This window comes from Psychrobacillus sp. L3 (assembly GCF_042945595.1).
GTDB lineage: Bacteria > Bacillota > Bacilli > Bacillales_A > Planococcaceae > Psychrobacillus.
This window is the reverse complement of the sequence record NZ_CP168493.1, coordinates 800571-827097: the sequence shown is the minus strand read 5'-3', so window position 1 is coordinate 827097 and position 26527 is coordinate 800571. Positions and strand designations below refer to the sequence as shown.

Genomic DNA, 26527 nt, shown 5'->3' with positions numbered 1-26527 from the left:
CCTTCAGTCTAAAAACACTGAAGGAGATTTTTTCACACTATCAAATTATTATCTAAATATTTTCTAAGTTGTGTGAGTGCCTGGTACCTGTAACATGGTGAGGAGCTGTTTTTTACTAGAAAACTATTTCTATTTTTTAATAAGAACGACATTTGAATCTTGGATGATATATTGTTGGTCACTAATTTGGTACATTCCTGGAACATAGCGATATACTCGATATTGTTCGCCTTTTTTAAAGATTCTTGGGAGCTTCGTTTTTTTGTCAATAGATTCCCAAATGACAGTGTCTTGAAGAATGGTCACTTTCCCAATTTGACCTGGAGTTAGCTCTAGGCCTTTCCAAATTTGTTTTGGACGTTTGTTCGCTGGTAATTGGTTTTTAGCTATCATTTCTTTGGATGGTGTTTCATAAGAAATTGCTGCTGTTCGTTCCAGCCAGATGTTTCCACCTAGTCCAAGCATTGGAGAAATGGCCTGTTTTACAGGCAAGCTTTGTCCTTTTACTACTTCTCCTACTTTTTTCAAACGATTATTTTCTAATACATATACAGGCGTTGTCTTGTTCACTTGGAGACAATCCGTGTTAACTGCACATGAAGTTTTTGCAAAATACTTTGCAGCTCCTTCCATATACATGATGGTAAATGTAGAAAACTTGTTAACAGTAAATTGCATACCTTGTATACCTTTTTCAAACTCTACTAATTTCCCTTGGATAACTTCTTTTGTTCCATCGCTATGTTCGATGAAAATAGCTAAATTGTCCATTTGCTCTTTTGTTGCATTTGTAGGAATTGGTAATGTTAAGACGACTGAACGATTTTGCATATTTGTTTCAATTTCCATCGGGCGTCCTAACACGTTTACTTTTTTATTCCCTACTACTAATTGAACTAACTTTTCTTTTTTAGCTCGTTCTTCTACCTCATTTTTCTGTGCTTGCTCTTTTAGTGGAACTACACGGATAAATAGGTCTTCTCCGAAACTTTGCACGGAAGCTTTCGGAATATAAATATGGGCATTTGCAGTAAAAATTTCTAGGTTTGCTTTTCCATTAGCAAGTGCACCCAAGGATTCTTTTGGAACGGTTACACTTACTTCATTTACTTTGTCTTCCTTGTCAGGAATCACAATTTTTGCAGTATCTTGATTTTGTTGTTTTAACTTTTCTATTGTTTCTTTTACTTTCTCAGTTGTAAAGGTCACTATGTCTTTTACAATTCCATTTAATTCAGTAATACGCTTAACTAAAGTTTGAATGTTGGATGCTCCATTAACTACATCGATATTGATTTCCTCTACTTTTGGTTGAGCTGGATTTGATGGTGTCTTATCCGGTGTTGGATCTGGTTTTGGTATTGATACTGAATTCACCTTTAATACAGAGCTATTTGAGTTAATAGAACCGTTATTATTAGTAATAACAACTCGGTACATGTAGCCATTCATGCTAATTAAAGCACCGTTAATGATTAAAGTTGAAGTATCAACCCCTCTATACAAAGGACTGCTTTGAAGATTCGTAAACCCATTCCCCATATCCACTTGCCATTGATACTTATTTGCATTAGATGCTGCCACCGCAAAGGTTGTACTTCCTCCAGCATTGACTATTGCATTTCTTGGCTGACTAGTGATAGATGGTTTTGTAGATGAATCATCATCTGGATTATCTTTCACCGTTATATTCACTACAACTTCATTTTTACCATGTTTAATTGTAATCGTAGTAGAGCCATTTGCTATCGCAGTAACTAAACCTGCCGTTACTGTAGCAATGTTATTATCCCCTACTTCATACGTTGCTTGGTTTGTTACGTCTTCTTCTGCTGATTCTCCACTTCCTAAAGTGGTTACTTCTTTTACTGTAAGTTGAACAGTATCTCCAATTGATAACGCAAGTGCTGCTTTATCTACGATTAACGTGTCTACATCTCCTACTCCTTCCTCTGACACCACTACTTGAACTATTGCCGTATTACCTTTGTATTCAATTGTGATTATAGTCATTCCTAATGCATTTGCAGTAACTATTCCTTCTGTTACTGTTGCAATACTTTGTTCAGTTACTTCATACTTTGCTTGGTTTGTTACGTCTTCTACTGTCGACTCTCCATTTTGGAGGGTCGTTACTTCTTTAACTGTAAGTGGAACAGATTCTCCAATTTTTAAAGCAAGCACTGCTTTATCTACTTCTAATTTAATTACATCTCCTACTTCTTCCTCATACACCTTAACTTGAACCGTTATCGTTTTGTCTTCATATTTAATAGTGATTGAAGTCGTTCCCGATGCATTTGCAGTAACTACTCCTCCTGTTACTGACGCAATACTTTCGTCCACTACTTCGTATGTTGCTTCATTTGTTACGTCTTTTACTGTTACTTCCCCATTTTCTGGAGTTGTAGTTTGTTTAACCTGTAGTTGAACTGTGTACCCTTTTGTCATTTCAAGTGATTTTTTATCAACTTCTAGTACAACAACTGGATCACCATCGTTCATTCCAGGAGTCACTTCCAATTCTTTCGTATCACGTACACGAATACGTGAGCCACCTGAGAACTCGCCAGATAAACCTACAGCCTCTAAAGTGTCGCCAACTTTCAATTGTGGAACAGGAATTCCTTGATTTTCAATGTATCCATCTGTGAAGACTAATAAATTTCCAGATCCATCATTGATAACATAAGAAGTGTCATCATATTTCGAAGTCACTTTTCCTTTTACTTTTACAAGCAAACCTTGATTCACTGTGGACGTCGCTGTTCCAGTTGTTACCTCTTTTGGAGCAACTGTAGCACCTTTTCCTGTCTTAATCACATCAATATCAAATTTAGTAAACTCAATTTCTTTGTTATTTTCAAATGTTTTTATATGACCGTAAATACGAACGGTATCGCCTAATTTCAATGAGCCCGCTGGTACCTCATTGAAGGCCATAATACCACCAGTTGCATCTTGTACGTAGAACGCATCGAAGAATACTCCCGCTGCAGTAGTTACAGTACCTTGAATAACGACAGGTGTTTCATCTGCTAGCTTACGTGCATCTTCAATATTTGTTATTTTCGTCTCACGATGAGCTAACCAGTTTACTGCATTAAAGATAAACTTCGAATTACCTTTTGGCTCAAATGATTCATCCATTTGCTTATCATTGAACATATTCATACCGGACACAATAATACGTCCTTTAGCACCGATTTCATCGGAAACGATTAATGGAATAGCCGAGCCGCCATGATCGTCGGACACATCGTCGTAAACAAAGCTACTATTTTTCACATTTCCTTGATATGTTGTTTCATTTCCTCGTACAAGGAACTTCACTTTCCCACTTTCATTGAGTGCAGTATTTCCAACCGCTTGCAAACTAGATCCACTGTAATAGTCGATAAACGGAACGCGATCCGTTACGTAGTTATCAACAAGGCCTGGATGGGCGCGAACTGCATACTTACTTACTAAAGGATCACTCCAAAAGTTACCTGTTTTACTGTCATCGAACACACCGTCATGGCTCATTCGAATTTGTGTACCAATTGCTGCCAAAGTTCCGTTATGACGAGTAGAATCTGTCGTACCATTATTACTTTTTCCAGCAAATAAAACAGATCCGCCTGCTTTCACAAAATCGCCGACTGCTTTTTCTTCAGCCGTTGTAAATGCTGTGTATGATTGTGTGATTACTAACACTGTCACATCTTGTAATACCGCAGATGTAATGACAGCTTTGTTTTCTTCTACTTTATATCCTTCTTTTTGTAAAAGAAGTGTGAACGCTTTTAAATTATCTTTGTTAGCTGATGAATCGCCGGTTGAGTTTTCATTGCCATGCTGTGCATCAATCAACACTTTTAAGCCTAGAGGTTGCTTTACGTGTAACGGCAATACAAATGATATATCGCCTAAATTTGCTCCATCATTTGAAGTAACAACTGCAATTAGGTTGTGGTCACCTGCAACTGGGTTGTCCCAAGTGATAGATGCTACTCCTGTTCCTTTTGCAAGGATAGAATTGATCACTTTAGAGCCTAGTTTATGTGCTGGGTCTTGTACATCTACGTATAAGTCTACATTTAAATTGTTCACTGTAGATGTACCGAAGTTTCCAACTGTTACTTTTGCAGTAGCTGGGTTACCATCGATTACAACATCGCCAACAATATCAATACTGTTTACTTTTACATCGACTGATTCTTCTTTAGACCAAATTGGTGCAGAATAAATGCGTTCGCCATCCATTTGTGTAACACGAACTACAAACCATTGTTGACCGCTTGCAACTGTATAAGATGGTTTCCACGTAAAATCTACCGTATTTGGAGAATACGAATCTACTACTTTTCCACCATTTGAAATAAGCTCCACTTTCTTTACACGATCATCCGATTTATATGTGCTAGATAAATAATCGTATCCATTTGCTTTAGATTCTGCTATTGGATCTTGACCATTTATTGTGAAGTTCAATGTTTTACTATCTACAGTTGAACCCATGTAGAAGCCGTTTGCCAATACGTCTAATTGGAAGTTCGGGTCTTCTGACATGTATACACGCATGTTCGACATAGAATGCAATAACGACTCTTGTGTTAAATCGTCTGCAACGATGACTGTTCGTGCATTCGTTTTACCCCATGTACCATCATGATTATCTTCTCCGTATGTTGGAGCTACATGCCAGCCCAGATCAAGCGCAGAGAATAATTTCCCTTCTGCATTTGCATAACCGTAACTACCTGAACCGTTTCCTACTTCAAGCATCGTAAATAACTTATCGACGTTTTTATCGTATGGCTTAAAGTTATTGAATGCGTTAGCTGACATATCTGGGTGGTTAAACTGTGCAACGACATTATCGTATGTTAATACCCATGCGTAATACTTGCTTAAATCTTGGTATTGCTTTCCATTAATATTACGGTCGATGAAATTGTCTGTTCCAAATACATTCGAGTGACCCCATGTAGTAGAAGTCATTTCAAACGCTGGAAATACAACATATTTACCGTCTTTTGTATATTGTTTTGCTAAATCTTTCGTTAACTTCCAATCTGTACCTCCAGCGCCTGTGCGCTCTGGTTGTCCTTTACGGTCGACCGTATCATTGCCTAATAATGCAGGGTCAATGTCATGCGAGTGATCGGAAAAAGCAAAGTAATCATAGCCGTAGTTCTTTCCAGCTAGTAATGCAGCTTCTGGACTACCTTTAGCATCATGTGAAATGACTGTGTGGTTATGCGTTGTACCACGATAGTGATGACCACCTGCGAAACGAGGTACGACTTCAAACGTCCATGTTTTCGTGCTTACGTTCCCTTTTGTGTCGGCTACTGTTACTTTTACCTCGTGATTACCAATAGCTAAGTCAACTGTAGGTGTATATTTCACTTGTGTGAATGATAAAATGGCATTTGCTTTAACATCTATGCCATCTACTAGTATTTCAATAGAATCTTTATCCACACCACTTGGATCTTCCATTACAATGGAAATTTCTGGGCGTGGACTTTCCACTCTAGCTGTATTCCCTGGTATTTCTGCTAAAAATGTAGGACCTTGTTTATCTTTTTCAAAAGAAACAGGATACGGCGTAGCGCTTGAACCTACTGATTTAATGCTTTCCCCTGCTTTTGCTTCCATATAATACTCGAAATTTGTATTGTTTAATGTACTTGACTGGATGGATGTTGTATATCTTCCTTGACCGTCGCCAAGCATTGGCAACGCTGTATACGTTTCATCTCCTGCTTTTCGGTAATAAAGAGTAACGGATTCCGCTCCGTCTGCAAACGCTTCAAACGATACTATAGTATCTTCATACGCCTGTGTTATTGGCGTGTGTGTTATTCCAAGGACGGGTGCAATATCGTTTTTATCACGTAGGAGTAACTGATAGCCACTTTTTGGACTTGCAGCTGTCGAATATTGACCGACTATTCCTGTGAATGTATAGCTTTTATTCAAGACAATGTCTTTTTCCATATCAATTTTCGTTGCAGTCATAACACGTAATAATGTTGATTTTGAGTTTTCATCTAAAACTGTGACATTGTATCCAGCTCCAGATAAAACGGAGCTTGTCACTTTTCCACTGAATGTAACTAAGCTGCCTTCCAAAGGTTCGATTGTAGCGAAAACAGTCATATCTACAACTTTAATATCTTTCGATGTTGGAAGTATTTGATCTTCCGCTATTCTTTCAACATTTGTCGGTTCAAACTCGGTTAAGCCGTTATATTCAATTACTCTTCCTGATATTCGAAGTTTGTCCCCACGCTTAATCGTTAATTTATGGTCAAAACTTCCGAGGATATTAATCCCTGCTGTTGCGTCTTGAATATTGTAGTTGTTTTTTTGTGTTCCTAAAATTCCATTTTCAATTGTCACAACGCCTTCAATCGTAAAAAATTGGTTCAGATTGACAGGGTGACCATTTGAATCGGATAGACGAACTGTGCTAATATCGGTAATTACTTCATTTGATGGCTTTGTAACCGAGGAAGTCGCACCTTCTAGCATAATTCCTTTAGCAGTATAGTTTTGTTGCGCTACATAAACAGTGTCTGGAGCATTATTGATTGCCACTGTAAAGTTTCCTTTTGCGTCTGCAATAACTGGCTGTGCATTCAAACGATTTGTTTTATTGCTATCCGCATAAACGGAAATTCTTGCATTTGGAAATGCCGCTGCTGTTCCATATACTGTTCCAATTTTTTTGTCCACATTGTATCCTAATTTATCTTGTAAAGGAGGATCAGTAGCTCTTGCCACATCAACTGCCACTGAAGCACTTTCCGGCCTACCAGCTTCTGTTGTAGTTATATATAAAATAGGAAGTGTTTTCCCAGCATCAAATGTCGCCATAAACGAGCCATCTGCTGCTGCGGTTGTTGTCGCCAATTCTCCAGAGCCGACTGTTGACGTTCCATAGAATTTGACAACTGCATTGTTTGGAACTGTCGCTGCAGTAGCAGCAACTGTAACTGCTGTTCCTGATTGTTGAAAGAAAACCTGACTTACAGTCGGCGGTATGCTGATCGCTAACGTAAGTTCTTCTTTTGGACTTTTCGTGTTACGTGGATTCGGAGCTTTAGTTACAAAGTCCTTGCTATTATCATCTGTATCCCAACCGTTCCCTTGGCCTGGTTGAACTCCCATGCTAGCATATGAAATTCGATGTGCACTCAATTTCGAAGTAAGCGCCGTGCCTGTAGTAGGACCAGTACCTTCAAACTCGGTAGTTCCTGCCCCATATCCAACAAAATCTACCACTCCCGCCGATTGTTTGTTAGTGATTTGCGCAATGGATTCCTTTACTAATGCTACTTTCCCAGTTGCAATAGTCATCTTTATAATATCTGTAACATCAGCTGTCGGAATTGCAGCTCCAACATTACCGGCAGAATCTTCAGCTATTAAAAAATATCCATGCGCTTCAATCGTTCCTACAAGCGGTGTTACTTCCCAAGGTTTAGTCCCTTTTGAATCTGTATACTGAACAGACCATCCATCTAGACTTACATCTTGATTTGTCGGATTGTACAACTCAATAAAGTCATGCGTAAATAAAGCATTTGCATTTCCTCCCCCACCAAACACTTGACTAATTACAACATGTTCGGAAATTTGTGCTTCTGCCTTTTGAATCATACTATTTGGTAAAATCGTACTTAAAAGGAGTACGATGATTAATAAAATACTTGTAGTGCGTTTTTTCCCCTTCGTTCTCGTGTGCATAAATCTCCTCTTTTCTATTTTTGTTGGATTTATAATGCTTGTACCTTTTAAAGGTAATTTTATTTTACATGTGTTTTTGGCTGTTGAAAAGCATTAATTAGTCAAAATTCAGACTTTAATATTTTTTACAAAAAGTTAATATTTTATGGATTTTCAAATGCGTAAAAAACTGTTAGGATGAAAAAGTCTACTCAATTGTTCAAAAGTATAAGGAGGAATTATTTTGAATATAAAAGTTGGTACAAGCAGTCGAAAAACACTTTCATTTTTTTCTCTCATCACCCTTATATTATTCATGACTGTAGCACCACTTTCTACTTCCGCACATCCGTATAGTGCTAGTTATACAGATTTGAAAATAACAGAAGAAAAAACGGAAATGACTTTTATTATCGATACACAATCCATTATTGAAATGATTGACGGTGTCGATTCAAATAAAGACGGCAAGCTCGAAACAAGTGAGTTGGATGAAAACGGACACCATTTAGACGAACTTGTGGACGAATCGCTTGCACTCGATAAAGGTGCTTTTGAACTGACTCCAACGCTTGAAAAGATGGAGCTCATAGACAAAGACAACAAGCAGTTCCTTAAATTCACGTTTACATTTGAAGGCTTCCTACCAGGGGATACGATTGTGTTAACGGATGGTTTTTATGTGAGTGATGAAAATACAAACTATATTAATCTTGTAACAGCTGCTTATGGCGACCAAACTACGGAAACAGTTTTGCAAGGAAATGAACGAAGTTGGACAATGCTTTTTGCTGAGGAACAAATCCCTCAAGGTGAAGGAGATGTAAGTACTCCTGCACCAGTTCATAAACCTAGTTCTCCTTGGTTTTCCTTTTTAAAATTAGGAATGTTTCACATTTTAACAGGCTACGATCATCTTTTATTTTTAATCGCATTACTGTTAAGAAAACAAACATTAAAGCAATATATTGGAATCGTCACAGCATTTACGATTGCTCATAGTATTACATTAAGTTTGTCGGTTTTAGATATCGTCAATCTCCCATCTTTATTTGTAGAATCGGTAATTGCTTTAAGTATTGTGTATGTAGCGTTAGAAAATATTTTCCGCAAGAAAATTCAACATCGTTGGGGGATTACCTTTGCATTTGGATTAATTCACGGATTAGGATTCGCAGATTTACTGAAAGAAATGGCGTTACCAAAAAGCCACCTTGCTATTGCATTAGTTAGTTTCAATGTTGGCATTGAAGTCATTCAACTTGCAATTGTCATGATTTGCTTGCCTATACTTTTTTATTTGCATAAGCAGAAAAACTCGTTGAAGATGATTCAATTCATTTCTGCGCTTATTGTAATAGCAGGTGCATACTTTTTGACTAATCAATTATTTTTCTAAGTGGTACTTTTTTCTACAAAATACTCTTTTCAAAAGAAAATCTCCTTCAGTCTAAAAACACTGAAGGAGATTTTTTATTACACGATTAAAATATTGTCTGAATAGTGTCTAAGTTGTGCAGATGCCTGGCACCTGTATTAATATTGCTATGGCTGTACGATATATTGTTGATCACTAATTTGATACATGCCCGGAACATAGCGATATACTCTATATTGTTCGCCTTTTTTCAAGATTCTTAGGAGCTTCGTTTTTTTGTCAATGGATTTCCAAATGACAGTATCTTGAAGAATGGTCACTTTCCCAATTTGACCTGGAGTTAACTCTTGGCCTTTCCAAATTTGTTTTGGAAGTTTGTTCGCTGGTAATTGGTTTTTAGCAAGCATTTCTTTCGATGGTGTTTCGTAAGAAATGGCTGCTGTTCTTTCTAACCAAATGTCTCCGCCTAGTCCAAGCATTGGAGAAATAACTTGCTTAACAGGCACGGTTTGTCCTTTTACCAGTTCACTTACTTTTTTAAAACGATTTTTTTCTAATACATATACAGGTGTTGTCTTGTTCACTTGAAGACAATCGGTGTTAGCACCACATGAAGTTTGCGCAAAATACTTTGCAGCTCCTTCCATATACATAATAGTAAATGTAGAAAACTTGTTAACTGTAAATTTTAAACCTTGTGTACCTTTGTCAAACTCTACTAATTTCCCTTGTATAACTTCTTTTGTTCCATCGCTATGTTCGATGAAAATAGCTAGGTTATCCATTTGTTCTTTTGTTGCATTTGTAGGAAGTGGTAATGTTAAGTCGACCGAACGATTTTGCATATTTGTTTCGATTTCCATCGGGCGGCCTAATACGTTTACTTTTTTATTCCCAACTACTAGTTGAACGAATGTTTCTTTTTTCGCCCGCTCTTCTACTTCATTTTTCTGGGTTTCTCCTTTTATCGGAACAACACGGAAATAAAGATCTTCCCCGAAGCCTCGAATGGAAGCTTGCGGAATATAAATATGTGCATTTGCTGTATAGATTTCTAGATTGGCTTTGCCATTTGCTAATGTGCTTATTGATTCTTTTGGAACAGTTACGCTGACTTCACTTACGTTGTCTTCCTTATCTGGAATGACGATTCTTGCGGTATCTTGTTTTTGTTCTTTTAACTTTTCTATTGTTTCTTTTACTTTATCAAGTGCAAAAGTTACTAAATCTTTTACAGTTCCATCTGGTTCTGTAATACGCTTAATTGGCGTTTTGGTGATAGATGTCCCACTTTCTACATCGACATTGATTTCTTCTACTTTTGGTTGAGTTGTTGTTGATGGTGTTCGATTTGGTTTTGGTTCCGTTGTTGGTTGATTGTAAACATTCCATTTTGCGTATAAAGTTGTATTTTGGGTTACCATATTTGTTGCCATGTCCCATACATTCATTAGTTCGCTTTCTGTATACCACCCGCCGAATAAATAACCAGACTTCGTTGGCGATGGTGGCGCTGTGATTTTCGTATGATAGTTCGCTATTTTACTAGCTACTGCACTTCCACCTTGAGAATCAAATGAGACGGTGTAGCTATTCGGTGCTGAATTTACCGTCAATCTAGCGCTAGCTGAATCTATTGAGGAAACCCCATTTCCAATAATAACCTCATAATCATAGCCATTCATACTAATTAAAGCACCTGTGATCGTTAAAGCAGCAGTCTTAGCACCTGAATACAACGAATCATTTTGAATATCTTCCCATCCATCAATACCCATCACTCGCCATTTATACGTAGTAGCGTTAGAAGCTATAACCGTAAAAGATGTACTACCTCCAGCATTTACCGATGCGTTGCTTGGTTGGCTTGTGATAACTGGTTGAAGATTAATATAAGACGGAATTTCAATTTTCAAAAATTCGCTTACATTTCCTGACATATCTTTAACCTTAATATAGATATCTTTTACACCAGATTCCAAATCAGATAGGCTAATGGTTGTTTCGACTGTTGTCAAAGAAGTTCCGTCTCCCTCCGTATTTATCGTAGGAGCTGGATTTCCATTGGCTACAAATGCATAATAGTATTGCCCTGCCACATTCGATGTAAACTTCACCGTAGCGGCTGCATCTGATGTGCGCTTTACTACCCCTGCAGTTAATGTTGGAACAGTCGTATCTGGACTCGATGGCCAAATCAAATAGGGATAGCCTTCCGCTTCATCAATTGCCCATGTGGAAGTAAAATCCCAATCTACAAAAGTATCTTTCTGCTTCATCTCACTAGTCAGCTTACCAAATGAAGAAATACTTCCACCACTAGCAACTTGTCCAGTCGTTTTCTTGTCCCAATATGATAACGAAGTTGGAGCATTGGTACCCGTACCCACAAGACCCCCAGCCCCATAATACGCTCTTACTCTTCCTGCTGCGAAAGATTCCTTGATTGCTCCGGCGCTATCACCCACCAGGCCTCCTATATATTGACTACCATCCACAGTTGCTATGGCATAGGATTTACTGATCTCGCCAAAATTGCTGCCCGCTAGCCCCCCTACAAACCCGTCACCTATCACACTTCCCGTAACGGAGGATTTGCTGATGGTACCGCCACTATCATTTTTGCCAACTAAACCACCTACGATATTCGACCCATTGACATTAACATCCCTTAATTCAATATTACTTATGTTCCCGGTGCTAGAACCAAATAGGCCTGCTAAATTATCAGTTGTATTAATAAAAAGATCATTAATCACTTTTCCATTCCCATCTAGACTACCTGAGAATGAATTACTAAAAGTCCCGATTGGTACCCAACCATCACCTTCATTATAAGGAAAAACGTCTAGGTCAATATCATTTCCAAGCTTATAGTGAGCTCTTAAATCACCTCGTACTTGATTGAGTTGTTCTGGAGTCGTAATGATATAAGGAATTTCCTCCGTTCCTTCCCCTTCCATAGTATTCGATTTCGCATACCCTGTTCCTATTAATCCAACTGGTAATATGTTTGAAATCAACAATACTACCAAAAATATAGATATCACTCTCATCCAATTTATATTTCTCATTCCACTCTCTCCTCCTATAAACTATTAGTTAATCTAAAATAATTATATAGAAAACAAGGCTCACATTTTAGTGACGAAAAGTCATATTCTGTCGAAAATTCAAACTTCGACACAAAAAAGCTGCTCCCATGCATGATTAACATGACTAGGCGCAGCTTGATTTATTTGCAATTTCCCATCACGGAGAAACTGTTTCAAATACAGCATAATTGTTTTTTCCAGCTTTTTTAGCTTGATACATAGCTTTATCCGCATGCTTTATCAATGTTTCGGAGTCTTGTCCATGTTCTGGATAGACTGCAATTCCGATGCTTGGTGTAACCATAATTTGATTGTCCTTGATATCAAATGGTTCCTTTAATTTATGTAATATTGTGCTAGCAATTTCTATTGCACTTACTTTATTCAATAGAGGAAGTGTGATAATAAATTCATCACCTGCTAATCTAACTACGGAATCATTTTCAGGAACACAGCTTGTCAAAATGGACGCCACTTGTTGAAGTAAAAGGTCTCCAACATTATGTCCGAATGTATCATTAATTTCTTTAAAACTGTCTAAATCGATAAAGAGGATACTTAATGTTTCATCACTTTTCGATATTCTATTTAGATTTTCAAGAAGATTTTCCTCAAAGAAACGTCTATTTGGTAATTGTGTTAAAGGGTCTATGTATGCCAATCTTTTAATTTCCAGTTTTTTAATAGCCAGTTCTTTATAAGCAATTTCTAACTTAGTATTCTCTACTTGTAATTTATTCACAAAAAAACAAACAGGGAGAGCCACAAGAATATTCGCAATCATTACTTCCACTTGAATGTAATACTCGAATTCAGTCATCATTACTCTTTCAATAACAACTCTTGTGAAAACATGAAGTAAGGTAGCGAAAAAGATTGAAAATATACCTCCCTTGAACCCCTTATAGTATGAAAAAATGAGAGAAGGTATTAAACAAATAAACCATGCGATGGACACTTGGGATTCAATTAAACTATTATCGGAAATATAAAAATCCAAACAAAAAGGAAGAGCATAACATACCACTATCACTACCCATAGTAATCTAGGAATATTCCGAATACCTAATTTTCTGAACTCTATCAAGAAATATTCTCCCTTTCACTTATGCTTCTCACTTCATTTTATAGTTAAATATAACTATTTTAATATATGTAATTAGATACATATATACATAATCATATTCAGTCGAAATTGAAAAGTCAAATTTACGGACCAAATGACACAGTCCCGAAGCGCTATAATCCTATACTTCCCTATAAAATAATATTTTTTCATCATAAACTACAGCAAACTATCTTTATTGCAATTCCACAAACCAAATCACCGTACATATAAATGAACGGTGATTTTCTATTCTACCTATAAAGTTAGATGCCCACTTGAACGCAATTTATAATTTAAATTGACGGACTAGTTCATCCAGCTCTTCCGCTAACTTTGCAAGATCTTTCGAACTTTTAGCTACTTCCTCCATCGAACTGCTAGTTTGCTGGGTTGATGCAGAAGTCTGTTCTACACCTGCAGCTGCTTCCTCCGTAATGGCAGCAATATCTTCAATGGTGGTACTCATTTTTATACTACTACTATTCATTAACTTTAAATTTTCAGAAGTTGATTGGATGTTTTCCACCATATTTTGAATTGCTCCTTCAATTTCTTGAAAGGTTTCTTGGGTCGTGTTTATTTGACTAGTTCCTTGCTCAACCTCTTTATATCCAATTTGTAAAGAATTCGTTACAATCTCTATCTCTTCTTGAATATTTTGAACAATAGCTGTAATTTCTGTAACTGACATAGCTACTTGTTCGGAAAGCTTACGAACCTCATCCGCTACTACTGCAAAACCTTTCCCATGCTCTCCTGCACGTGCGGCTTCGATTGCAGCATTTAAAGCTAATAAATTCGTCTGATTGGAAATTGCATTAATTACTTCTACTAGATTTGAAATTTCTTTGGATTGGGCATCCAGTCCTTGCACCTTTATGTACGAATCATGGACAATCTGATTTATTTTTTCCATTTGATTGGATGACGATTCCATCAATTCATTGCCTGTCCCAGTTAGGAAAATCACATTTTTGGATGCTTGTTCGATTTGGTAACCGGTTTCATTTGTTTCATGGACTTTAGCTACAAATGAATTCATCGTGTATGATAAGTCACTAGCACTTCTTGCTTGAACCTCTGATCCAACCGATAGTTGCTGCATTGTCACTGCAACTTGTTCAGATCCTTCACTTACTTCCAGTGCAGATTGAGTTAACTCTTCACTTTGACTAGAGACAGAGCTCGAAACTATACTAATCTGCTTAAGTAGGACACCAATCTTTTCATTCATCTGATTCGTAGCAAAAACTAGTTGTCCTACCTCGTCTCGTGATTTAGTGATAACAGGCGTATGACTTAGATCACCAGATGCTATTAAATTCATTCTATTCATCACATTTTTTATCGGATTTGCAATCATCCGAGCAGTATAACTTGCTATAACAATTGATAGCAGTATAACTAAAATAGTGAAAATGATAACAATTACAATCGAGGAGTTTCCTTCTTTCATGACTGTTTTTCCATTAGAAGTAAGAAGTTCCTCTCTATGTGTTGCCATTTCTTCAAAATACGCCATCACTTCTCTCGCAATCGGTTGTGCTTTTTCTTTTAGCGTGTTAAGAGCTGCTTCTCTATTTCCTTTGTCATACTGTGCAAATACTTCCTCTACTACTTTCCGCCATTCCACTGATTTATTTATGATGTCTTCCGTCTGATTAGAAGTACTTTTACTTAATATATAATCTTGTAGTTCCTTACTTTCATCCGTATACTCGTCAAATAAATCTTTAAATGATTGATCCCCATACAATACATAGCCACGAACTAAAGCAAGCCTTTGGGACAAATTGAAGGCTAACTTTTCATCTGCAATTAATAATGGTAGACTTTCCTCTACTATATGTTCCGCACTCATATTCATTTTATTCAAAGACACTATGTTAACAGTAGCCAGTGCAATAACTAATAAAACAACTAACATAAAACCAAATACTATTTTCTGCCCGATACTTTTAAAGTTTAGTAACGATTTCACTACAATATCACTCCTATTTTCATGTTAATGCACGATGCATAAGTTACGTCATTTCATTAATTTTTCCATCGCTTCTTCGATACGTGCTTTTGTAAAAGGTTTTATAAGAAAGTCTTTTGCTCCTGCTTGGATCGCTTCCAAAACCATTCGCTTTTGTCCCATTGCTGAGCACATAATGATCTTTGCTTCAGGATCCTTCTTTTTTATTGCTTTTAAAGCTTCTATCCCATCCATTTCTGGCATAGTTATATCCATCGTCACAAAATCTGGTTGCAATTTTGCATATTTTTCGACAGAAGTTCTTCCATTTTCCGCTTCCCCTATCACTTCATGACCAAGTTCAGTTAATAGGTCCTTCAATTGCATACGCATAAATGCCGTGTCATCCGTTATTAGTATCGTCGCCACTTGTAATCTCTCCTACTATAATTAGGCTTCTTTTGTTTTACTCATTATTCTATTCTATATTTACTTTATTTCTCAAAAACATGATTGACTGCATCTTTATATGAAGGTATCATTCTGTTCTCTCAAAAAACTCTCATAGAAAATAATATTAGATTTAAAACAATTATATAGAAAAGAAACATATCATTTTAGTGACGAAAAGTCATATTCAGTAAATATTTTCACAAAATAAAACCCGTATATCCCATCTTGAGAAATACAGGCTCTACTTCTAAGCTATTCTTTCAAATAAACAGGTAAGGAAAAGGAAAAAGTGCTCCCTTCATCGATTTTGCTTGTTACACTTACATGCCCTTCATGCCGCTCTATTATTTCCTTTACGATTGCAAGTCCTAACCCACTACCACTTACAACTTCTTCTGTTTTACGGTAAAAACGATCAAACACATAAGGCAAATCTTCCTCTGCTACCCCAGGTCCCCGGTCCTTCACTTCAATGACAACTTCATAAGGAGTCACCGCATCAGAATCGCGGTTACACTCTATATAACAGCCTAGAACAATCGTAGAACTTATATCACGACCAAATTTAACCGCATTCCCTATATAGTTTTCAAGCACCTGTTTAATGCGCATTGGTTCAATATTCAACCAAGCCTCTTGACCCTCCAGCAAGGATTCCATTCTTTCCACTTGAAATTGGATATGCTGACTTGCAAGATCCACTTGATACTTTCGGCATACCTCTTCCATAAAAGTTTTCAGTTGAACCCTTCTACACTGGAAGCTGAAATGACCGGACTCTAATGTCGATAATTCAAACAAATCGTCATTTAATCGCTTGACGTAATTTGCTTTATCAAATAACGATTGAACAAACTCTGGTAACTGCTGTGGATTTACAATTCCATCTTTCATTAATTGTATGTTCATTTGAATGCCAGTAAGGGGAGACCCCATATCGTGGGAAATATTCGCTAACATTTCCGTTCTACTTTGATGCATAGTCGCCAGCTCTTCATTTTTACGATGAATATCTGCTGTTCTCTCTGCGATTTTATGCTCCAATGTTTCATTTAATTGAAGCAAATCCGAAGATAATGAAACATTATGTTCAAATAACTTCGAATACCGATAAGATACGATAATTGCTTGTAATAGAACAAATATAAAAATTGCTTCGTACAGAAGTTCAACTGTCTCTATTACTCTTTGATAAAGCAACACATCATTCACACACGCCACTGCAATAATTGCATAACCAATTAAATTTATGAGAGAACCTTCCCTTTTACGATTTGCAGCAAGAATACATACATAACCAATTGTATAGATCGAAAACATTAACATAATCGCAAATTGAACGGTCAATGTTTGTGTATAGACATTTGCTGGTGATACAACAATATACAGACAAAAAAGGACAGTCATTACATTTGATGCAAGTACAGCAAATTGATTCATCTCCGCTGGAAACATCTGTTTCATAAGCATTACGATAAACAGATAAGCCAAGTAGCCTGTTAAATAATCGAATTTCACGACCATTTCCCAACTCAAAGAAGGGGCAATAATATCAACTAAATATGTATTTTTAATCCAGCATCGTATCCCTATATCTATTGCTAATAAAGCAATGTACAAGGTCGCGCCATCTCTCTTTTTCATCATAAATAGTATGAGATGGTACAATCCAATGACAAATAATCCACCCATCGTCAGTACTTGCAAAAGTTGGCTTTTGATCGTATACGCAAGAAGCGAATCCTCATCCCCATACATAACTGATTTGAACGTACCCTCGTTTCGAGAACTAAAGTTTGAAGCTTGAATGACAATTTCTACATCCTGACGCTTCGGTATAAAATAAAATAATTTCACTTTAGACTCAGGTACTTCTTCTCTAATTGTCTGACCTACCGTACCGCTCCCACCAAGCATTTTCCCATCTATCCAAACCTTATAAGCACTAGCAAAATCGCTTATATAGATTGCTCGATGCTGATCCACTTCATCCTGTGAAAGTTTAAGATTCAACCGATAAGTTCCATATTCCATTTTTGGAGTTAACTGCGCTCCTTTATGCTCTGTTCTCCAAACTTCAGGCATAAATACATATTCAGATACGTCCATAGTTTTCGTAATTTGTTCAGGTGTTAATAATTTTTTTCTGTATAGCTCCCATTGTCCTTCAAGTGAAATCTTGTCCCCAAAATGATGTATGGAGGATAAATCTACTCTTCCATTTAGAGCCTCAGGAATACTTTCTGTCTTTGCGTATACATCTGTACTCCCAAATAAAAATATAAAACTGCATATAGAAAGTAATATTCTAAAACAAAATATATCATTCACCTACAATCCTTTTGAACTAATTAATGGTCATTTTCCCTAATTGTTATGATATATTACTATTAATATAGAAACTACTTGTTCAGAGAGAAGGTTAAAGATAATTGACAGTTTTCAAAATATTAATCATAGACGACGAGGTATTGATTAGCAATGCATTGCAACTAGTTATACAAGCAGAATCAGACATGGAAGTTGTAGGTATTGGTTGCAATGGGATTGATGCATTAAACCTCCTAGAAACGGTACAACCTGACCTGATCCTTATGGATGTGCGTATGCCGAAAATGAACGGAATAGAATGCACAAAGAAAATCAAAGAACGTTATCCCGAGATGCTTATTCTTATTTTAACTACCTATAACGAAGAGTCTTTTATTATCGATGGTTTAGCGCACGGAGCGAATGGTTACTTGCTCAAAGGAACAGACTTTTCACAACTAATCGAAACCATTCGTAGTACTTTGAACGGAAAATATATCTTACCTGCAGAAGTCGCAATCAAGCTCTCTCAATTTTTGTTGAATACGAAGACTGCCGCTGCTCGAGACCTTCATAAACTCCCACTCTCTCTGATAGAACTTTATGCTTTAACTAAACGGGAACAAGATATTCTCCTGTTATTAGGAAACCGATTATCCGTTCGCGAGATTGCGAACGAGCTATATATTAGTGAAGGTACCGTCAAAAACTATTTAACTACTGTTTACGGAAAACTCAATGTCTCTAATCGTTATGAAGCAATTACCCTAATTAGTGGAAAATAAATAAGAATTCTTTTGGAATTATATAGCCAATTCCTATCTAGTTTTTTTCATTATAATGCTACTTTCATATGAACTCTAGTGACGAAAAGTCATACTAATAAAAAGCTCCAGGCATATGACTGGAGCGTTTTATATACATTGCAGGAATAAAATCTTTTTATTATCGCTTCATATAAAAATGAGATCCCTCTTTTTTTAACTGCTAATAAAATGTTGAAAAGCCGCCCTAAATGAGGACAGCTCCATTTTATTTCTTAAAAATACCCCGCAAAGGCTTCATATCCAAAATAGACAGAAAGCAGTGACAATGCCGCAAAAACTAAGTTTTCTACTGCTCCTCCTGTTCTCGTCGTTATTGGAAAACGCACTGTTATCTTTAATGGAAAAAGCAGTTTAATACCGTTTTTAGTAGCCATGTCTAGAATGAAATGGCTAACCATTCCTACTAAAATACCAGCAATAATAGAGTCATTCGTCAATAAGGTGTGTAAAAGGGCACCAATCAAAAACAAAAAGACCAAACTATGCGTGAACGATCGATGGCCAAAAACTCCAGTAACTACCTTCGATACAATTGAAAATTTCCGTCCAATTATGCTGCCTCCGTGGCAAATATCCGGAATTAATGCGCCAATGACACCAGCCCCAACTAAGAGGACAGGATTATCATTTGAGATTTGTGCAAAAGCAAGACTTGCTGCAATACCGCCTACGATGTGTGTGTTCCCTGTCATGCTACAATTTCTCCTTTAAGTTGTAATTCACTTTAACACTTTACACTAAGTAAACGATTGAATGAAGCCCTTCCCCGATAATTCACGTGAAAAAATTACTACCTACCCTATATTACAGAATTGTTACTGGTGCCAGGCACCAGTAACAATTCTGTAATATTTCAACTAAAAAGGAGCAGGCGAATAACGAACTAAACAGTTGGTAAAACTAGATTCATCCAAAGACAAGTCAGTTTTGCAAATGGATATGTTTGACTCTCTTCTAATGAGGGTAAACTTTCAGTAATAAACTTTTGGGAGTGATGATGATGCTTAAAGGAAAAAAACGATCTTTCTTAATGGGTGGTATAGCTGCATTCGCTATTATGTATTTCAAAAAAATGGAAAACAGAGAGAAAGCCAAAACGTCATTGAAAAACACAAAAACAAAAGCCAATTCTTATATGGATTCAATGAAACACCAGCCTACTCAAATGACAAAAGCTGGTTTCTCAGATCCACATGATCCAGACGACAATCGTATGGTAGAAGAAGGCGCCATGACAAGTGTGCAGTATTATAATGAAAACGTTCAAGATTGCAACTCAAAAACAGAAGCAAAACAAGCTTTCCCAAAATCACAACAAAAAAAACTGCCGAAATCGAAAGAGTCATTACCAGATGATAACAACGACTCACCTGCAAAACAAGAGAATCACACTGAAATTCCTGCTAACTAAAAAAAAACCTGTAACTAGTCTCCTAAAACTAGTTACAGGCTTTTTTGACCTCTCCGTTTTATCCTTGGGATATGAAACATTGAGTTTGAGTTACGTGGCATTGAATTTGCGTTACGACATTGATCTTGCGTTATGAGGTTTTGATCTTGCGATTTGAGGCACTTAACTTGCGTTACTCAGCATTGATCTTGCGATTCACGGAAAATGGGCATTTGAGGAGAACATAAAATCTAAGAAAACGCAAAACTCACTAAAAGGATATGGTCTACTAGCCTCCTGACACTTCACTCACTGCTTTGATTTCAATCCCATTCAACGCCTGAGTGGCAAGCCTATCCGCCTCACTATTCAACTTTCGAGGTATCAGGTTGTATTCCGGTTGTAAACCAAGCTCCTTCATCTTCTGTTCAATCCGATCTGCCCAGTTGGATAAATCTTTTTCAATCACAGGCCAATCCTCGCGCAAGTGATTAATGACTACTTGCGAATCACCAATAAACTGGACTGGCAAATGATGAACGCCAAATAACTCAAGCTCCTGCAAACACAAATAAAATGCGGCATATTCGGCTTCATTATTGGATGTGAGTGCGGCAGCAGGAGCGTTCCGTCGAAGTCTGTACGATTTCCCACTTTGCTCATAATAAATAACACAGCCCAAACCAGAGCTAAATGTAGCACGATCAAAGCCTCCATCAAAATAAACCTTCACATTATGCGGTTCCGTTTCGATTCCTTTTAAATAACCCTTTAACTCCTTGAGTGTCCACTTACTATCAAATAGATCAATGAACATAATGCTTTTTACACGACCTGTTCTTTCCATGTCTTCAGCAAACAACAAAGCCTGTGCTGCTGGCATCTCCTCGGAATAAAAAAAGGTTTCCGCTCCCTTGGACGTTCTATAAATCCATTCGATCCGAATATTCATCGCCAGTCCTCCTTCCATTCGTAAGTCTGTAAACAAACCGTCCTTTTTAATCACTGTGTTTTTGTTAAGATAATTTTTGACATCTTTGAAAATGAAATACAAATAGAGCAGCCGAAGTGATACACCTTCGACAATTAAGGACTTTTTTTACTTCATTCATACTATCTTCTAACGTTATGACGAATATTTTCTGTGATAAAATCTGCATTAGGTGCCACTTTTTCTACGGTTATTTCGATTATCTTTGTGATCCCCATACTCAGCTCACTCGATTCAGTAGTAGGTTGGTGGGAAAAATAATAAATTATACACATCCACAAGATAACTGCTTACACCGAAAGATATTTACGCATATATGAATATTCCTTTAGTCTCTCAATGTTTTAATAATATTACACCAAATAATATCCAAAATTTCTATTCTGGATACATTAAAAATGCCCTTCAGACGCAAAAGCGAATTTTGAGGGCATTTTAACCTATTTGGCTAAACTTAATTTATCGTTTTGGATTCATTACGAAGGTTTCAAAATGAACTTTAGGTCATTTTCAGTATTGTTGCTTACACAGTTGGACAGATTATGCAGCTTTGTAGGCTGTAGTTGCTTTTTTCCATATAGAGTTTACCCACTCAGGGTGATCTATAAATGGATTGCGGTTTCCTTGCCATTTTTGAATGACATTATTACGATTACGTTCGAATTCATCGACTGGATCTTGCTCATGCCACTTTAAAAGCGTAGAAAGCTTTCCATGATAAGGTGCACTTCCGTTATTAACTTTATCATTTAGTTCTAAATCTACTTTGTCACCTTGTTCATAACGTGTTGCCATATAAAATAAAATTCTTGCGACATCACCTTTTACACGATCAGGTGGTTCAAATGAACTTGCTGATTTAAAACATCCGTTACATCCACTAACAGGGCTACCCCCGTTATCAAAGTCTAAATTTCCTCTAGCGCTATTAACTTGTACATCGGTCGGACGCAGGTTGTGAATATCAGTTCCTGGACCTTTAGATGTACCGAAATCTCCATGTGATTTTGCCCATGTATGTTCTCGGTTCCACTGTCCTACATTTCCACCATTACTGGTTTTAGAACGGGAAATTCCAGAGTAAAACAATATGACATTGTTTTTATTATTTGGGTCTTCATCTGTTTCACGTAATGCTACCCATGCTTCATCGTATGAAAGTTGAATATGGCCATCAATTATTTCATGAAGTGCATCCTTTAATGCTTGGCCTTCTTTACCAAATGCATTTTTATAATAAGCATCTGTAGGGGAACTTGCAGAAGTTACAAGTACACTGAAGCTCGCAGTGACGGTTTTTTCACCATCTGATGCAGTAACCCCTACGATATAGCTTCCTTCGTTAAGTGTTAGTTTTAAAGTAGATCCTTCTATAGTACCTAATGTGGAAGAAAAAGTTAGCACTTTGTTTTCAGGGTCCGCGAAATAGTCTGTTAATAAAATGGAAATGGAATCTCCAGCTTTAACTGATTGATTAGGAATACTTTTCTTGATTACAGGTGCTTGATTATCACCAGGAAAAGAAGGAACCACAATGGGTTCCCCTTTTGAATTTGTAAATTTAATATTTTTGCTATCTGCACCATTAATAAATTCAATTTCTAGAATATTTTCAGCGCCTCTTATTTCTTTTACGTTCGGACCATCAATGATGACTTTTTTCATTATTGTTCCTTTGAAATCAATAATCGCGCCAGTGTTTACTGGTTTAATCGTTACAGAATGTTTTACAAATCCTGCCCCATGGAATTCTGCATAAGCTCCTGTGAATAGTACGCCATCTGTAATTACTGATTGGTCATCCAGTGTAATGGATACGCTCGGTTTACCGATTGTTAATTTTTTCGTTGTAAGTTTTTTGATATTATATATTTTTTCCGCTTCGATTGGTGTTACCACATCTTTAGCTTTGATATCGATTTGTACTAAAACCGGATCATGGTCACTTGCACGACCAGCCATATCTGTAAAGTCTGCATTGATATGAAGAATATCAATTTTAGTTTTGCTTTCTAAATTCTTAGTGACTAAAATATGATCTAATACTTGTGAATTTCCTTGATACAAATAAGTGTAACGATCAGAAGTGTCCACTAAGTTGATCATATTTTTCATCAGACTACCTTCATGAATTTTTAGAGATTCTGAGAATTGATAATCATTAAAATCCCCTAAAGAAACAACATTTGCATTCGGATTTTTTGTTTTTATATCGTTCACAAAGTTATATACGATTTTAGCAATTTCGTGACGTTTTACTTCACTAGTATATTTTGGTGGTTGAATGGATCCAAATAAAGGTGTATCTCCAGATTTTGAATTCCAGTGATTCGCAATTACGATGACACTTTCACCATTAAAATCAAATTGTGCCGCTAAAGGTTTACGACTGCTAGTAAATGCACTATTTGTTGGATCGATACGACCTGGGTTAAGTGTTAGTTTACCATTCTCGTAACCAACCGCAGTAGTAGCATTTCCGCCTGAAATACCCTCTGTTAATTTTACTTTTTTAGGATTGTATAAGAATCCTACTCGGATGTTCGCATTTGGTGCTCCACCGTCTTGATTGTTTACAGGATCAATATTCACATAGCTATATTCGACCCCTCCAGCAGCTTTTATACCTGCAATCAATCTCGCATAGCTTTGGTCTGCCTTTGAATCCCCAGCAGTTTCACCGTTATTATCTTGCACTTCTGTCACACCAACAATATCAGGACTTTTCATATCAGTAGCAATAGCTCTTGCTAATTTACGAGCTTTGTCGTCAGTAGTAGATGTTTTGTTATTAGAAAAGTTTTCCAAATTATAAGATGCTATCGTTAACTTATCTTCCGCTGTAACAATCGTCGTTTTTTCAGGTGTTGCAGTTCCTTTTGTATGAGCAGCTTTCATTTCATTTAAAGAGACATAGATTTTAAAATTTTGGTATGAATAACCAACCACACCAGTAATCGGTCCTTTAAATTTATCTCCAGTTGCTACTTCAAAATCACGACCCGGTCCATTAGGCTCTAAACGGAATTGTATACGATTTGGATTTTTGTTCCCCTCTTCATACAAGACACCACCGTGTAAAGAGTTCGTTGGTGCATTTTCAAGCAATGTAACTAAATCTCCATTTTCTTGTGGTGAGACAGCTTTCACATTACCAACTTGAACGCGCATTCCTTCAATACTTTCCCAGAAGTCTATTGCGTCCACTTTCGGATTGAAAACAGTTAAGTTATCACTATCAATTTTCTCAAAAGTCATTTTTGATTCATCAATGATGATTGGTGCAGGTAAAGCTACGCCACTTTGAACGACTGTCACTTTTCCACCTTGATCATCACGAACATTGATCTGTGTAGTTTTCAAATCTGTTGTTTGACGATCATCATATCCGTCATATGCATATTCACTTACCTTCCCGGTAACTGATACTAAGTCTCCAACTTTAGCTGACAGAGATTTATTGCCACTATAAAGAAGAATTGCTTCAGAAGTGTTAGGGTTATCATCCGCTAAATTATCTGGAGTTTGGATATGATAATAATATGATCCATTTAAGGTAAAAGAATATGTTACTACTCCTTGAATTCCTTCTACATTTTTATTGTCATAAGAAGTGGAGTGTCCTGCTCCTTGGATATCATGAATTTGAAGACTATCTGTAATTACATACTCGAATGTCTTCACTTCACTTGAAGAACCATTTGCAATAAATGCTACTGCTTTAAGTGTTGTATTTTTCTTAATTTCAATTGGTGAAGAATATTTTGTGCTTTGTTTTGAAGGTACTGATCCATCTAATGTGTAATAAATTTCTGCATTTGCTGTAGTTGTAGACAATATTACGGTTGTGCCACCAACGAATGTTCCACTTCCAGGATTCGCTTCAACTGGTTGTAAAATGGAACTGTCTGAAACGATATCTTGTGCAAAACGTGGAATAATTTGATAATCAGCATCGAACTGTTGAACGATACCAGTGATTGATTCATACGTTTTACCTACACTTAAACCTAGTGAGTTGTTTTCATCACGTACAATGAAGTTTGTTGTTCCATCTGTTGCTGTATAATTTCCTGCATTTACTGCGGTTAAAGTAATTTGTTTTGCTTGTACAAGAACAGATTCATTACTTTCATTGACCTGTGCTCCTGTTACAACTTTTGGAGTTGGCGCTCCTACATTTGCCTTCTTTTCAACAATTGTTGCATTGTCCAATTGAAGAAGTCCACGGAACTCTGCTAATTTACCAGTAAGTGTAACTTCATCTCCTAATGTCGCAGGTAAAGTTGCAGGACGCACTGCAATCCCACCTGTAGTATCTTGTACAGAGACAGTATTTTTCAAGTTTGCAGCTACTATTGCTTTAATCGTAACTGTTTCACCAATAGCTGTAGCACGTGCTTCTGCAAGTGTTAGTATTCCAGATTCACTTATTATGGTATAAGTGAATTCTGCAACTGCACTGTCTACTAGTCCTTCTTTTATAGCGATTGCTTTAATTGTCGTGTCTTTGTTAATAACAATCGGAGTCCCATATTTAGTATTTGAATTAGTTGGATTAGATCCGTCTGTCGTAAAATAAATGGATGCTCCATCTGTGATTGTTGATAAACTAATCTCTGTGCCTACTGGTACACTGGAAGATGGTATTGAAGTTGTTACAGCCTCAACTTGACTTTCTCCAGGTGTAGGATCCTCACTATCCATCGTATGGGAACCTAGATATTCAAACGTATCTATCCCATATTTAATCCATTCAGCCGTTTCATCATATGCATTGTTTGGATTTGTATCTCCGGAAGTAATCGATGCTTTTCTAACAAGTGTAACGTTTTCACCCCACATAACTCGTGCTCCTACTTGCCCAAAAGAATCGATGACTTCACTTGATTTTTTTAAGACAATTGCGTCATCTCCGTTAAAAGCCATTACAGTTGAGTTGCTTAAATTTCCCTTAGCCTTTAATTCGGCATTCGCACTTCCATGATAAATAACATACGTCTTCGCTTTATCTAATTGACCCGATAAATTTAATTTTGTAGCTGTTGTTCCTCCATTGGAATATAGCTCGAGTGAATATTTGCTCAAATCAATTGTAGCATCTGTACCATTGTATAGCTCTAGTGCCTTGTTGTTACCACTACCTTCAATATACTCAGATATGATTAAGTCAGATGCTTTTGTAACAGCTGCTACTTTCGATGGCAACACGGGCAATACTAGCCCAGCAATTAAAGTTGCCGATAAGAAGGCATTTAAATACTGCTTCCAATTCCTTTTTCTCATCTAT

At 36.9% G+C, this 26527-nt stretch carries 13 protein-coding genes; 3 read left to right on the top strand and 10 right to left on the bottom strand.

What is annotated here, in order from left to right; genetic code table 11:
* Positions 1-129: 129 nt before the first annotated feature.
* On the bottom strand, positions 130-7746 hold the full coding sequence (locus tag ACEPXD_RS03920) for a CehA/McbA family metallohydrolase (protein ID WP_391120142.1): 7617 nt from the start codon (positions 7744-7746) through the stop codon (positions 130-132).
* 223 nt (positions 7747-7969) lie between these two features.
* Between ACEPXD_RS03920 and ACEPXD_RS03915 the strand changes: the two genes are divergently transcribed.
* Complete coding sequence (locus ACEPXD_RS03915; RefSeq protein WP_391120140.1) at positions 7970-9124, top strand: HupE/UreJ family protein; 1155 nt, start codon at positions 7970-7972, stop codon at positions 9122-9124.
* A 146-nt stretch (positions 9125-9270) separates the two neighbouring features.
* Here ACEPXD_RS03915 and ACEPXD_RS03910 read toward each other — a convergent pair whose 3' ends face one another.
* From ACEPXD_RS03910 to ACEPXD_RS03890, 5 genes are all read right to left on the bottom strand, one after another.
* Complete coding sequence (locus ACEPXD_RS03910) at positions 9271-12177, bottom strand: InlB B-repeat-containing protein (protein ID WP_391120138.1); 2907 nt, start codon at positions 12175-12177, stop codon at positions 9271-9273.
* A gap of 178 nt (positions 12178-12355) precedes the next feature.
* The gene (locus ACEPXD_RS03905; RefSeq protein WP_391120137.1) at positions 12356-13021 is read right to left on the bottom strand and encodes a diguanylate cyclase domain-containing protein; all 666 of its coding nucleotides are present in this window, start codon (positions 13019-13021) and stop codon (positions 12356-12358) included.
* A gap of 571 nt (positions 13022-13592) precedes the next feature.
* A complete protein-coding gene (locus ACEPXD_RS03900) occupies positions 13593-15287 on the bottom strand; it encodes a methyl-accepting chemotaxis protein (protein WP_391120135.1) in 1695 nt (564 codons plus the stop codon).
* Between the two features lie 48 nt (positions 15288-15335).
* Positions 15336-15695 (bottom strand): response regulator, encoded by a 360-nt coding sequence (locus ACEPXD_RS03895; protein ID WP_391120133.1) that lies wholly within the window; start codon positions 15693-15695, stop codon positions 15336-15338.
* 276 nt (positions 15696-15971) lie between these two features.
* A complete protein-coding gene (locus ACEPXD_RS03890; RefSeq protein ID WP_391120131.1) occupies positions 15972-18050 on the bottom strand; it encodes an ATP-binding protein in 2079 nt (692 codons plus the stop codon).
* 101 nt (positions 18051-18151) lie between these two features.
* Here ACEPXD_RS03890 and ACEPXD_RS03885 point away from each other — a divergent pair, with 101 nt between their 5' ends.
* Complete coding sequence (locus ACEPXD_RS03885; RefSeq protein ID WP_391120129.1) at positions 18152-18814, top strand: response regulator transcription factor; 663 nt, start codon at positions 18152-18154, stop codon at positions 18812-18814.
* A gap of 254 nt (positions 18815-19068) precedes the next feature.
* Here ACEPXD_RS03885 and ACEPXD_RS03880 read toward each other — a convergent pair whose 3' ends face one another.
* Complete coding sequence (locus ACEPXD_RS03880; protein ID WP_391120127.1) at positions 19069-19548, bottom strand: metal-dependent hydrolase; 480 nt, start codon at positions 19546-19548, stop codon at positions 19069-19071.
* Between the two features lie 308 nt (positions 19549-19856).
* Between ACEPXD_RS03880 and ACEPXD_RS03875 the strand changes: the two genes are divergently transcribed.
* A complete protein-coding gene (locus tag ACEPXD_RS03875) occupies positions 19857-20267 on the top strand; it encodes a hypothetical protein (RefSeq protein ID WP_391120125.1) in 411 nt (136 codons plus the stop codon).
* 268 nt (positions 20268-20535) lie between these two features.
* Here ACEPXD_RS03875 and ACEPXD_RS03870 read toward each other — a convergent pair whose 3' ends face one another.
* From ACEPXD_RS03870 to ACEPXD_RS03860, 3 genes are all read right to left on the bottom strand, one after another.
* Positions 20536-21198 (bottom strand): ribonuclease H family protein, encoded by a 663-nt coding sequence (locus ACEPXD_RS03870; protein WP_391120123.1) that lies wholly within the window; start codon positions 21196-21198, stop codon positions 20536-20538.
* A gap of 161 nt (positions 21199-21359) precedes the next feature.
* Positions 21360-21512: a VanZ family protein gene (locus tag ACEPXD_RS03865; RefSeq protein ID WP_391120121.1), complete on the bottom strand. Its 153-nt coding sequence runs from the start codon at positions 21510-21512 to the stop codon at positions 21360-21362.
* 265 nt (positions 21513-21777) lie between these two features.
* Positions 21778-26523 carry an endonuclease gene (locus ACEPXD_RS03860; RefSeq protein WP_391120119.1) on the bottom strand — a complete coding sequence of 1582 codons (4746 nt, stop codon included), beginning with the start codon at positions 26521-26523 and terminating at the stop codon, positions 21778-21780.
* Positions 26524-26527: the final 4 nt, after the last annotated feature.